The organism is Vibrio sp. IB15, assembly GCF_016406055.1.
GTDB lineage: Bacteria > Pseudomonadota > Gammaproteobacteria > Enterobacterales > Vibrionaceae > Vibrio > Vibrio chagasii.
Genome location: NZ_JAEFCE010000009.1, coordinates 94422 through 108524, shown reverse-complemented (window position 1 = coordinate 108524; position 14103 = coordinate 94422). Strand labels below are relative to the sequence as shown.

8 protein-coding genes are annotated in these 14103 nt (G+C 42.4%); 5 read left to right on the top strand and 3 right to left on the bottom strand.

Annotated features, from left to right (window positions below):
• Positions 1 to 5: 5 nt before the first annotated feature.
• Both JC606_RS05280 and JC606_RS05275 read right to left on the bottom strand, forming a co-directional pair.
• Complete coding sequence (locus JC606_RS05280) at positions 6 to 1001, bottom strand: phytanoyl-CoA dioxygenase family protein (protein WP_198778170.1); 996 nt, start codon at positions 999 to 1001, stop codon at positions 6 to 8.
• A 903-nt stretch (positions 1002 to 1904) separates the two neighbouring features.
• Positions 1905 to 3086 carry an MFS transporter gene (locus JC606_RS05275; protein WP_137409181.1) on the bottom strand — a complete coding sequence of 394 codons (1182 nt, stop codon included), beginning with the start codon at positions 3084 to 3086 and terminating at the stop codon, positions 1905 to 1907.
• A 327-nt stretch (positions 3087 to 3413) separates the two neighbouring features.
• Between JC606_RS05275 and JC606_RS05270 the strand changes: the two genes are divergently transcribed.
• Positions 3414 to 4631 (top strand): multidrug effflux MFS transporter, encoded by a 1218-nt coding sequence (locus JC606_RS05270; protein ID WP_198778169.1) that lies wholly within the window; start codon positions 3414 to 3416, stop codon positions 4629 to 4631.
• Positions 4632 to 4683: 52 nt separating this feature from the next.
• Here JC606_RS05270 and JC606_RS05265 read toward each other — a convergent pair whose 3' ends face one another.
• Complete coding sequence (locus JC606_RS05265; protein WP_198778173.1) at positions 4684 to 6669, bottom strand: hypothetical protein; 1986 nt, start codon at positions 6667 to 6669, stop codon at positions 4684 to 4686.
• Between the two features lie 270 nt (positions 6670 to 6939).
• Between JC606_RS05265 and JC606_RS05260 the strand changes: the two genes are divergently transcribed.
• The 4 genes from JC606_RS05260 (at position 6940) to JC606_RS05245 (ending at position 14103) form a co-directional block, all read left to right on the top strand.
• The gene (locus JC606_RS05260) at positions 6940 to 11553 is read left to right on the top strand and encodes a DUF1566 domain-containing protein (RefSeq protein ID WP_233090105.1); all 4614 of its coding nucleotides are present in this window, start codon (positions 6940 to 6942) and stop codon (positions 11551 to 11553) included.
• A gap of 78 nt (positions 11554 to 11631) precedes the next feature.
• Positions 11632 to 11811: a Flp family type IVb pilin gene (locus JC606_RS05255; protein WP_004740725.1), complete on the top strand. Its 180-nt coding sequence runs from the start codon at positions 11632 to 11634 to the stop codon at positions 11809 to 11811.
• Positions 11812 to 11843: 32 nt separating this feature from the next.
• The gene (gene cpaB / locus JC606_RS05250) at positions 11844 to 12716 is read left to right on the top strand and encodes a Flp pilus assembly protein CpaB (RefSeq protein ID WP_198778168.1); all 873 of its coding nucleotides are present in this window, start codon (positions 11844 to 11846) and stop codon (positions 12714 to 12716) included.
• Entirely contained in the window at positions 12709 to 14103 is a 1395-nt protein-coding gene (locus JC606_RS05245; protein ID WP_004740723.1) for a type II and III secretion system protein family protein, read from the top strand. The genes cpaB and JC606_RS05245 overlap by 8 nt, the downstream gene beginning before the upstream one ends.

Genomic DNA, 14103 nt, shown 5'->3' with positions numbered 1-14103 from the left:
AAGAGTCAAGCACATGGGACAGGCATGTCTTCGCTCTGAATTAAGCAACAAAGCCTACCATACCTTTCCGATTCATGCATGACTGCATCACCCAATAGAGTTGGGTTCCAGTCTGGAGTTGAAAGTTTTTCCCAAGACTTGATCCTAGATTCTCTCAAATTACTGTTATCTTCGAGCGCAGGAGACATAGACAAATACTGAACAGCTCTAACTCCTCTTTCTGACATATTTTCTTTAACTCCATGTGCAAGTAGGCCATTAAAAATCAACATATCACCAGCTTCTAATCGAGGAATAATAATTGGATGCTCCTCTTTATTTACCTTAGGTCTAATAGGGTCACGATCTTTAGGCTGCTTCACTTTCCAATCGTCAAAATGTCTAAACAAACTCGGGCAACATTGAAACCCTCCGGTTTCCGGATTCGAGTCATTCAAAGCAATAATACCCTGAACTCTTTGTGGTAGATTTTCTAAACTCGTGTCCACATCCCAATGTAACGAAATATCAAAACCTTCATCTGTCCGTTTTATTAAATCTCTTGATCTGTTCAATATATTAGGTGGATTAAGATTCACTCTATCCAAAGTAACCCATAGCTCTTCGCAATCCCATATATCAACAAATGCATTGTATACTTTACTGTCTTGGCGTGATTCCCATAACAACTGATGGTGATACACTTCAACAAAACCATATACATAAAGGTCTTTATCGAGATCGCTCCGGTACACTTTTTCTGGATACCATGTTTCTGGTTTCTCCCTATCCATATTTTGAAAATCCCAGGTCATATCAAGTATCTTCTCTGCAAGGTCCTTAGAGATTGCACTCTTTATGATCACAAACCCAAATTCTTGCCAATGTTTCCAGTCTTCTTTACTTAAAACCTTAAGTGGTAAATCTTTAGTTATTTTATTAAGATTTTTTTTTGCGAAGTATGATTCTCCGTCTTCACTTTGGTATCTACCACAGGCCGAATTAAAAAACTTTTCTTTCATAAAATATTATTAAACTTATTTTTCAGCGGTTAATTTGTTTTCGAGTAATGTACTTATTTTTATTTTTTATTTAACCCCACAAATTGAAATGTAACTTTTCAAAAATAGACTGCCAACATGACATTTCCATAACAAAAAACATCAAAAACACAAAATACCGCTCTCCCACCAACGAATAATGTTAATTATTGTGAAGAAAATTTAAAAAATATCACCATAAAAAAATTTTTTATTGAAAATTTATTTTCAAGCGTAGACGATTATGTAACGTTTCAACAATAACCTGCCCGCGTAAATCAAGAAGTATTATTAATATATATGATCTTGGCATATTTAATTTAAATATTAATTTTTACTTAATTTTAATTATCTTATTTTTTTTCGAATAACCACATAATCAATACACTTAATTATCGGTAATTTAAAAATCACCTGTCTAAAAAAACAACAATAAAAAACAGGTACTTAGATAACCCTTATATTTCATAGGATATTTTGTCTAATATTTAGGCAATATTTGAAATTGACAATTTAATCAAAAACAAATGATTTTTATTTAAATCCTATTTTTTAATTTTTCGAATTACAGTGTTGTGATTAAGTTAGCAATTAAGTGCATTAATAAGAAAGGAGAATGCTAAAGGCAGTACCAATCGAAACGAGTTACGCTCTATTCAAGCCTCAAATTTTAATTTGCTAACTGAGGCTTCAGGTGGATCGAAGGGGCTGTTCGCGGAAACTCTAACGACAATCTTCAGCTACAGTACATTTCGCAGCTGCAGAAAACACTTTGCTAGCTCTTTAGATCAACAGGGCATTTAAAAGTATGAACCGCAGAAACTAAAAAAGCTCCAATATCGCTATTGGAGCTTTATATTTATCTCACGTTAGGTGACCGTGGCATTAGCGCCAACTAAACATTCGTACTTCGTTGCCCTCTTCAGGCTTCTTGGGAATATTCAAAGACAGCGCTAAAGAAACCACAGCCATCGCTGCACCAATGTAGAACACTGTCGCAGGCGAAGATAGCCAAATCACACCGAAGGCAACAGGAATTACAACAGCTGCAATATGATTGATCGTAAAAGAAACACCTGCAGTTGAAGCCATATCGGCTGGGTCAGCAATCTTCTGGAAATAGGTTTTAATAGCTAACGCTAAAGCGAAGAATAGGTGATCGACTACGTACAGAGCTGCGGCCCATTCAGCCGTTTGCACTAAAGCATACCCAACAAACACACCGACCAAACCAACATACTCGAAAATCAATGCCTTGCGTTCACCAATTACACCAATTAATCGACCTATACGTTTTGCAAATAAGAAGTTAAACAGGTAATTGATTAAAAACAGTAGAGTGACGTCTGCTGCAGAGTAACCGAACTTTTCAACCATCAAAAAGCCTGCGAATACGGTAAATATCTGTCGTCGGGCCCCACTCATGAAGGTCAACGCGTAGTAGAGCCAGTAACGCTTTCTCAGCACCAGTTTCTTATTTTGTTGAGTCTTGGTTTGAAATTCAGGGAAGCCAAAAGTCATCACCAGTACCAGAACAAAACCTAAGCCGCCAGTAATGCCATATACCCAAACGAAATCGAGCTTTAACTGCTCCAACATCCCCCAGATAGAGCCGTAAGTAAGCAGAGATGCTAACGCACCAACCGAGATCATTTTACCTAGCATCTCTGGTGCTTCTTCTTTACTCAGCCATTGTAGGGATAAAGATTGCTTGAGGGTTTCAAAATAATGAAAGCCCGTCGACATCAAAATGGTGGTAAACAAAAGGCCAGTAAGTGAAGGGAACAAGCCAGTAATCGCCGTCCCGATAGTGAGCATAGCCAGCGATACCAACATGAAGCGCTGCTCGCGGATGAAAGCCAGCACAAACAACACAGTAAAAGCTAAAAAGCCTGGAATTTCACGAACGCTTTGCAGCAAGCCGATATCGGCACCGTCAAAGTTCGCTTTCTCTATCACGAAATTGTTCAACAGAGCCATCCAGCTCGAAAAAGCGATAGGTACAACAATCGAAATCAATAATAAAAAGTTTTGCGGCGTTTTCCAGCTCGCCTTCGATGCACTCATAGCAGCCAAATCCTGAATGATAATGTTACATCATACTCTGCTTTTCTCTTGAGTCACAAATCATTAACACTTCTGGAGAAGTTAAAATGACACGACTTTTATCGTTTGCGTAGGGGAGCGAAAAAACAGCAATCGACGCCTTGAAATGATGAAACATTATGTTACATTTACACCCTACTTGATCACAACCAAGTGACGGGAATGACAACCCTGCGTAACACTCCTCTCTACTACGCGCATCCCAATATCAAAATTTCATTCTAAGCCTACCTGCACTTGCAGAGTTTGCGCTTCTGACTTTTATAATAATAACTCATTGGATTAACTATGTTTCCCATCTCTCATGAGGGGAAGTGGTTTCGATTTTTAATGGTATTCATATTCCTTGGTGCTGCCATGGAGACGGATATCTATCTACCCACATTTCCCGATATATTGAACGACTTCAACACTAACGCGGTTATGGTGCAGCGCATTCTGAGCTATAACTTTATCGGCATCTGTCTTGGTTCCTTACTCTATGGACCACTATCGGATCATTTTGGTCGCCGAAAGATACTAATGTTTGGTTTTAGCGTCTTTCTTGCTGCAAGTATCGGCTGTATTTATGCTTCGAGTATCGAGCAATTACTAGCATTTCGACTGCTTCAAGGCATCGGTAGTTCAGCGTGCGTAATCGTTGGTACCGCAATGATCTTTGATCTGTTCGATGAAGAACCCGCCGCCAAACTGATTGCCGATCTCAACACGTTAGTGGTCAGCTTAATGGCTTTTGCACCTCTTATTGGCGGCTGGATAAGTCTCCATATGGGGTATAAAGCAAACTTTGTCTTTATCGCCATTTTAGTACTGCTTTCTGCGACCAAATGTTTCTTCTTCTTGCCTGAATCTTTAAGTAAAGATAAACGGAAGAAGGTCGCGCCAAAGCGAATAGCAAGCGACTACAAAACCCTATTGTCTTCGTCAGCCTTTTGGTACAACACGCTAGTGACGAGCTTAATTCTTGCCGCCTATATGATTTATGTTTCCAACATGTCGTTATTGTATATAGAGCAATTAGAAGTCAGCCCTGATCAGTTCCCGTTTTTCCAAATGGCAACACTGGGCACATTCGTCTTGGTGAGTTTGAACAACGCACGCTTAATCGACAGGTTTGGCATTGATAAATTAAAAAGTACTGGGCTTGGCTTAATATTTACCACCACGCTCATCTTTTTCTTATTGCCGTCTGAACAACTTAACTCACCATTCATCCTAACAGGGACGATGTGCTTATTTTCAATAGGTGCAGGGTTATCGATTGGATTGTTCTTTGCGAAATCGATGCAAGTTTTTCCAGATCTAACAGGGATCGCAGCATCACTGGTGACAGCTATTCGTCTATTTATCGTTTCTGCAGCGATTGATTTAGGCAGTAATGCGTATGAAGGGACGTCGGAGTCAGTCATACATGTGATGACCGCTGTCGTTGCCTTTTTAGCGGCTATCTCCTCAGTCAATTACTGGCGTCAAAGCCGATTGAAGCAGGCAGAAAATATGGAGTAAATATCTGAATAAAGAGGGGAGCTAGCCTCCCCTCTTTATTGATTGAATACCTTTAAAGGTTTTTATAAAAGGTTAACCACTCGCCTCGCTCTAAGCCGCTAACGTTCACTCCAGTGATGCCACTCGAGGTTGTTGCATTAGAAGGAGAGAATGAAAGGTTAACGTTTTTGAATTGTTCAGAAATACGACTTTCTGTTCCTGTTTGAGAGAGCACATACCCCAAGTTGGTAGAGTTCCAACTTGAATTTCCACTGTCTTCCCATTTTTTGAGGAGTTCTTTTGTTACCAGTTGGCTACCAACTTTAAGAGCCGGACCACTAATATTTCGGAATTGATAGTAATCCACCCCTGAAGAAGTCACTGCAATGACCTTATCCTCTAATACATACAAAAAGTTGATCGCGCTACTTATCAACGCCTGGTGTACAAGTACAGATCTCTTCATGTTATCCACGATATAGAGCGAATTCTCGGTTGTAATAGCGCTCACAATTCCATCCGCCGATGTCGCCATATGGCGAATGGCACCATCAACCGCTAGCCCTCCGAGCTCTTTTTGCTGTGCGGAGTTTGAAATCCACTCGAGCTTATTATCTTCCAAGCCCAATAGAATTTGCTGTTGGGCAACAATGTTCGCGGTTTTCAAATTGCTCTTGTCAATCGTCATCTTAGTCGAGAGGTTTGCAGCATTCACAACTTCAGATGCAACATTACTGCTTAAAGGGTGGTTACCGTAGATAACCAATACTTCACTCTCATCATAAGAGGGGAAAATTTGTGGCGACGAGGCCTTAAGCGGATGACGCAAACTCTTCATGGCGAGCGTGTCGGCACTTAACAACTTGAGTTCTTGAGAACCTACTGAACTACTGGAGCCCTTAACCGCCAACAAGGAACCGCTTTCCAACAAGGGGAGTACCGACGCAAAATTATCATTCATACACGATTGATTTGCGGATGGGTCAACCGCTGGGGTAGGTTTAATAACCGGAGGAAGCTCACCACCACTTCGACTGCTATAAGTATCTATTGCGAAAGCTTTTTTCTCTGCATTGTTACTAGAACTGCTTAACCTTGCTAAAAATACGCCATTGGAACCTTGGTCATTACATACATCACTTGCTGTCGGTGAAACGTAAGCCGTCGGCTTATAAACCTTATAAGCTTGAACGCCATCTAATGCTGGTACCAATTGAACGATTTCGTTCGATTTTACCGCGACCTCGCCACCCCCAGACCCACTTCCGTGACCGTGATCGTCATCGTCATCGTCATCATGACCGTAGTGATCGTCGTGTGAACGAATACTCATCAAACCTGAATTAACTTCAGGCTCTGCATCCCCAATCAGTGTCACAGACTTATTACGTACAGCACTGTCTATTTGCATCACCATATCATCGGCAGTCAAAAATACGATTTGACCGCTAGCTCGATTCAAAGCGACGGATTTCGCACCAGACAATTGCGGTACCGCTTGTGAACCGCGGACAACCAAATCACTGTCAATTTGCAAGTGCCTCGAAGCGATCCCTGAAACGTCTACGTCAGACAGATCTAACGTTTTATGCTCGATCATAAGATCGAGTGCGTGGGCGATATTAGTATATGCTCTTTGCTTACCATCAGTTTGTGCCTTTTTCAGTGATTTTAGCAACACGTTAGACTTATCTTTAGGACCGTATGCTGTGTCTAGTGAGGAAAAATTGACCCCAACGTGATCACCAAGCTTACGTTGAAGGGATGCCTTAGCCTGAGCCAGATCGTTACTAACCGTTGGGTTAAACATCATTTCACTATGAATCAAAGTGGTAAAAGGCGACACCAGTTCAAAGCCAGGAGGGGCGGTCAAAACCGCACCATCGTATTGCCTCAGCTGCGCATGCATAGATACGTTTGCAATACGTTTTTCTAGGTCACTACATACGCCATTCAGATCTGCATCGGCACATACTAATGAATTTTGAAAGGTATAGCTGGAAGGGACAGATCCAACAGGGCTCTCCCCATCAGAGCCCCCCCCACATCCTGTGACCATTAATGCACCACACACAGCAAGTGACAATTTACACATTAAAAAACTATTACCCACTTTCAAACTCATTATTTAAAACCTATTCGACTGACAAATTAATCAATTAAAAGAATATAATTTTGATATTAAATCATTTTCCGAAATAAAAGATCAAACAATATTGATAATCACTATCATTTAAATTAACATCAGCGGCCTTTCTTATGAGTAATTTATAAAATATTTGGAGTTCAAGTGGTAAGGAATCCATACACATTGGTGGGTGTTTCGCTCATGTCCACAATGCTAATGGCTTGTGGTGGCGCAGGATCAGATGAAAAACAGGCACAATCGTTCGTAGAAGCAGATGCAGAAAAACTGTCAGGGGTAGCTCTCGATGGTTACCTACACAAAGCGAAAGTCTGTTTAGATAAAAACCACAATGCTATGTGTGATTCCGGAGATGGAGATGTCTCAACAACAGATTCCAATGGGTACTTTGAATTAAATCTTGATAATGAGAGTTCAGAACAGACGCTCTTGGTTGAGGCAATCGCAAACCAAACCATCGACATGGATATGCCAAACCAGACCATAGATTTAACATTCACACTTGAAATACCAAAAACACACTCCGCGGTTGTTAGCCCGGTCACCTCACTCATCGCCAGCGTCGCACAAAGCAGTGGGATCAGCTTTGACATGGCGGCACAATTGATTGCCCAAGAGCTAGGAGTTGAGAAGCAACTGGCTATCAGTGATTACGCCTCATCAAACTCATCAAATAGCGAAGAATTACATATGCTTGCTCGCGGTTTAACCCGCGTCATTCAAGAAGCACAAAAGGCTTCCATTGAGGCAGGCATAGATCAAATAAATGCTCGTAAAGGCGCTATGTACAAACTCGCTTCGCTGGATCTAGTCGCCTTGAAAGCGCGAACAGATTTACTCTCACATGGTGCACCTGGAACAAACAACACGTTGAAAAAACTTGGTGAGGCGTTCAAAGACCAACTTACAATATCTCAATCGGATATCAGCAGTGGTGCAATCTTAATCGCTCCTCCTGCACCTAAACATATCGAAGTAGATGATGTATCTGATACGTTCAACTGGCAATTTGTCCGTGGTTTCAACCAAAATTCAGATTACAAATACTCATTAGACTCGGGAAATACGTGGGCAACCGTGACCCGAAAACCGATTCATGTCGGATCCCAAGCGCTCAAAGAAGGGGCTGTTCAGGTAAGAGTTGCCGCTTCGAAAACACGAAACACACCAGCAGGAAACATTGCAGTTTCAAATGAAGCATATACGTTAAAAACCGAGCCTGCGGCCCCTTATAAAATTTACGTAGATGATGCAAAAAACCGATTTGATTGGGATTTTGTCGATTCTTTCAATGCTCCAAGCCTTTATGAATACTCACTGGACAACGGAACCAACTGGATCCGGGCAACAGAAAAGCCACAGAATATCGCTGACCTCGACATACCAAGTGGTCATTTACAAGTACGAGTTGCTGAAAATAGTACACTTGGGCATCTAGCTGGTTCCATCAGAGCGGCAACCGCTCCAATGACCGTTACACCACCAAAACCAGAGCAACCGACACTCGATTTTGCCAATGACAACAGCAACCTGATCAATTGGTTCTGGGTAGATGGCTACGAGGCCCCATCATTTTATGAGATAAAGCTTGGCCTTGATAAGGACTGGCAGGATGTAACGGGAGTTCCATTCATACTCGAAAATGCATCATACCCAGAGGGTACGATTTCGATTCGTGTGAAAAGTAACTCATCGAATGCGAGACCGACTGGATATGAACTGACGATCGATTCAGCTTTTACCCATTCAGATAGTCAACCGCTCGCCCCAACCAATCCAATGGTTGACGACGCAAATGATACATTCCAATGGCAGCCCGTTGAAACATTTGAAGAAGTTAGTTCCTACGAGTATTCACTAGATCGAGGGCTTCACTTTAATGCGGTCACCGGTAATCCTCAGCTCGTTGATAATAAAGCTTTTGCCAGCGGACAGGTCTGCGTGCGAGTAAAAGAAAACGCGATAAAGCAGCACCCTCCTGGCGAACTGCTCTGCTCTGATAAACCCTATACTTTCAAACCTGCTGCACCACAAAATCTGGTTGTAAATGATATCGACAACACTCTTGAGTGGAGCATCGTTGAGCCGTATAACCCCGCGGATTATGAAGTGTCGCTCGATTCAGGGGCAACATGGACCAAAGTAGTGACAATGCCCTTCCATGTGGGTAACGAAGCGAGAAGCGCAACAGATGTCCAATTACGCGTAGCAAGAAGTGTTAGCCATGCCAGAGCTAGCGGTGAGATAGCTTCGCCAACGGAAGACTTCACCAAGGTATTCGATATCCCGGTACCCAAGGGAGTAGGAGCAAGGATCATTAACCCCAAATCTGAGGCTAAAGCTAACCTCACCAATGGATATGACTGGGATTACTGGCAAAAAGTCACCATTGGGGGGCAAGAAATCAGTTTCGAATTACCTCAACACTACGAATACACGAACGACCAAGGAAAAACGTGGCATCCCGTTGTATCGAAGCCACAATTTATCGGCACCGAAGCGTATGACAAAGACAAGGTAGCCATTAGGTTAAAAGAAAATGCTAAAGAAACCGTTAAAAACCCTGCGAGCGAACCTCTTTGGGCAACAACAGATAAAACCGGTGAATTCTACGCAATCACATTTGTTCCGATGCAAGATTTAAATACCCCTGCAAAATTTAAAGAAACTTCATATGGACCGAGTTATAAGTGGGATAGTTTCAATTGCATCGCTGAATATGACAATGAGGGCAAAGGTGAGCCGATTTTTTGGGCTACGGAACAGGATTATATAAAAGTTGGCAAAGTGTCCAATACAGTTCGAGGGTTAAAGAATTGCGGTATCAACGATTGGAAGCTTCCTACAATGGAACAAGCCATCGAACTCTCAAAGCAGAGTCGTGCCAATCTACCCAACAATCTAGACAGCTACTTGATAGAGAATGGAAATACGAGTGCTTGGGCCAATGACAATGGCAGTTACGTCATAGTGAAGAATGGTGAGGTTTATAGTACATCAACTGCTTATGTGTACACAACATGGACGCTGCCCACGACCCAAGGCTTATTGAACCTCATCAATAATGAGACGGTAACAATAGACAACACCCCCAAAACAATCAACGAGTTACTCAATGAACAAAAAAATGGAGTTGATGGTGTTTTAGACGAGGCAAAAACCTTCTTAACGGACTGGTTTAGTAAGAACCAAACAGACAATAGTTACGCTTTGTTAGAATTTGCGGCAAATGAAAAATTGGAGACACTGTCGGGCTTAACCGAGAAATGGAAAAGTGGCTCTGATCTTTTCAACTCAAAGATTGCAAAATACGAGTTGCATATCAAGTTGGCTCAACAACGCGGTAATACTAACGATACCCAAGAACTTGAAGACGCCCTCAACCATTTCATAGCAAAAACCTATGAACTAGAGCAAAACACTAAAACACTGGCAACACTGATAGAAGGCGCTGAGTTTGCTCAGAAACTGGCAAAAATTCAGCAAAAAAACGCGACGGTAGATGTAAAAGCCGATTCGCTTCGGGCGTCAAAAAATGAGGGCGAGGCAAAGGCAATGCATGAAGCGAGTTTAGCGCTCAATCAAGCATTGTATATGTTAGCGCAAGAGCACGAGCAGGCAGAAAGTTTCATTGAATCGCTAGATAAGCATATAAGAAACTCTGATGATGAAACGCTGAAAGCACTGTATCGCAACCTTATTCTTCAAATGGAAAGGCTAAAATCTCGCGTTCTTACGACATTTGAAGATGAAGCAAATGACGGTTTAAAGAACTCAGGTTACAAGGTACCAGAGGCTGAGGTGTTATTCGATAACGAACGATTTGCCAAGCTCGATAAATTTGGTCATTACCTCGATAAGACAACCACATATGCACAAGGTTGGCGATGCGTTGAAGACAAGCGTATTCCAGGCAAACGCAGAGTTTGGACGTTACTCAAAGACGGCTTACCACAAGGCGAAGACAAGCTCTTCTACAATGCTTCCGCATCTGGATTACCAAGCATTTTAGGGAGCGACGGGCTTCTCGAAACCACCAATGCCGATGAAGGCATGTGTGGGTTTAAAGATTGGTCAGTCCCAAGTTTGACTCAACTGTGGTCTTTAAAGTCAAAACCAGTAAAACCAGAAAGCGAATACCTGACGTTGAATATAGAGGTATTCCCCCATCATTTAGCTTTGAACCCAGAGTATGACATGCGTACTGATGATGGGACAGTATTTTATTACTGGTCCAAAGATCAAAAAGACAATGCAAATATGCACACTGCACATTTTAAGACAATCAACAAAAGCCAAGAAACAAGCTTTACAAGCACAGACAGTACTAACCAGAAAATTACGTTAGCGCGATTGGTTCGTGAAGAAAAGGTAGCTTTAAAAGACTATGAATATCTGGACGCGATGGGAAAAGTCGTTTCAAACAGAAACGATGCGATATGTGTTAAAGACTCAATCAGCGGCTTAGCATGGCAAATATTTCAAGATGTAAATAAAGATGAATTGAAAAAGACATACCAACAGATTCAACAGGAGATAAAAGTTTGGAATAACAACCAGATGTGCGGCTTGAAAGATTGGCGTATTCCAAGCAAATACCAGCTTTACGGGTTATTTCCCTTAAATACTACGGTCTTTAAACATAATAATCTAAATGATAAATATGTAACCAATAGCCCAGCTGAAAGCGGTAAGTTTAAGACTTTAAATATCACAACATTTTCAGAACGCTCTTATGAAAAAGAAGGTGGCTACAGCCCAAATTCAAAGCTTTATCGACTGGTTGCTGGTGAATAAAGCCAACATATTGGCAATTAATCTTAATATCAACTCCATCAGCCTCTACCGAGGCTGAATTACGCAAGGAATAACATCATGTTGAACAAAAAAAAGCAACGCGGCGCGGCTGCGATTGAGTACGCCATTCTCGCTGCCGCGATGTCTGTAGTCTTACTGTCTGTGGTTGGTGGCAAAGATGGGACACTGACAAACGCGATCACTGATGCCTATAGCACAGTGGTCGAAAAAATAGAGAAAGCACAAGAATCTGAATAAGCCCGTCTACTTATAACATTAAAGGAATAACCATGACTGCCAAGCGGCTCCTGTTGCTGTCGTTATTATGCTCAGTAGTCGCGTTATCTGTCTTACTGTTCAGTCAAGGCAATAACGCGTCAGAAAAAGTCTCAGTGCCAACCACTCAGCAAACCATTAAAGTATTGGTGCCATCTCGTACTATTGACATAGGCCAGAACTACACCCCAAATTCATTTCAGTGGAAAGCCATTCCCTTAGGTGAGTTGGAGAATTACATCGACTATGTGACACCAGAAAGTATCTCAGCCGACCACTCTATGTCTGGTATTGCCCAAACAAAGCTGGTCGAAGGGTCCGTATTGTCACATGCAGACATTACTGAGCCAAAGGGAGGCTACTCACTCTCTTTTAAACTGCAGCCCGGCTATCGCGCTATTTCCGTCCCCGTTGACCAGATCACAGCAAATTCAGGCTTCATCCAACCAGGGGATCGAGTCGATATCCTACTTCTGGGCTCAAAAGATGGTGAGCTGCTTCGTTACGGTAATTCGTCACAAGGGCTATATGTCACCACTATTGTTCATAATGCTAGAGTCTTGGCATTTAATAACACTCAAGCGGCAGAATCTTACCAAAAGGTGAGAGACTCCTATGGTGCGGTCATTCCCGATAACAGCAGCGTTTCTCTAGAGGTTACCCCAGAGCAAGCCAACCAAGTCGTGCTTGCTGAACAACTGGGAAAACTCACTCTCGCACTGCGTGGACAAAACGACACCCAAGTTAACGTTCAACAAGCAAACTCAGTCACACTAGAAGTGATTTCTCCAGACACCACTCAGATATTGCCTGACGTCGGTCTGGTGGAATTTAGAGCCGATAACAAAACGATAAATAATAAAACCGGAGCTGATAACAATGGCTAGTACCTGTCGTTGGTGGGGGATTCTCCTGCTATCAAGCCTTTGCCTCTCTTTTGCATCAGCAGCATCTGCGCTTGATGTGACAATCAATGAGGCAAAAATGATTCGCCTGCCAGAAAAAGCGAAGTCGATTTTCATCTCTAGCACTCATATTGCGGATTACCAAACCTTAACCAACACCAAGGTGATGGTATTTGGCAAACGAGCTGGCAGCGCCACCATCACCGTTTTGAACGAGCAAGAACGCGTTATCTATACCAATAAGATTCGTGTGACTCACAACAGCCGCGAATTCAATGAATTGGTGAAAAACAAGTTCCCAGAAGCGTCAGTTAACGCAGAATCCTTAGGCGGCAAACTGTGGTTAAAAGGCCGTGTTCCTTCCCCAATGATGGCGCACAATATCGTGTCGTTGGCGAAAGGGTATCTGTCTCCCATTGTTAACCAAACTGAGCAGAAAGAAGGCTCGAACACAAACAAAAATAACAGTAGTGACAGTGCACTAACTCAAAGTCAGCCTACCTCCTCCAAAGAAGAGGAGCTGATTAATCAATTGGTTGTCACCATGCCAAATCAAGTCAACATTCGAGTAAAAATCGCCGAAGTCTCTCGAAATGTCTCCAACAAACTCGGAATCAAATGGGGCTCACTCGCCGGAGGCGTAGGACAATTTTACTTTGCAAAGTTTCCTAATGTCAGTAGCTGGGGAAAACCAAGCATCACAACACTGGTTGATGCATTAGCAAGTAACGGCATGATGTCTGTGCTAGCTGAACCTAACTTGACGGCAATGTCTGGTGAAGATGCAGAATTTCTAGTAGGTGGACAGGTTCCACTGCCATTGATTACTGCTGATACCACTCAAATCGAGTACAAAGACTTCGGTGTAAAACTGAACTTTACCCCCACAGTGCTTAGCCAAAATCGTATCAGTCTAAAAGTCAACCCAGAAGTCAGTAATGTCTCGATTGACGGGCAGCAAGTAATACAAGGAGCTAACTTTCCCTCTTTCACTACTCGCAGTGCTTCTACCACCATCGAGCTAGCCAGTGGGCAAAGTTTCGCTTTAGGCGGCTTATTAAAGTCTGAAGACATTGAACAATTACAAAAAGTACCACTTGTCGCGGAGATACCAGTACTAGGAAGTCTCTTCCGTTCGACGGAATTCACTCGCCGAGAAACAGAGTTAATCATCATTGTCACAGCTTATCTAGTGCAACCAACTCGTTCAGATTCTATGCAGCTACCAACCGACGGTCTCATTCCATTAAGCGATGTTGAACGTCTTCTGGCACTGCCGAGAATTCAGCGTAAAAGAACACACGACCAAGAAACATACACCGACAACCAGAAGCCTCGCTTGCTGGGTGACAACGGGTTCTATTACTGA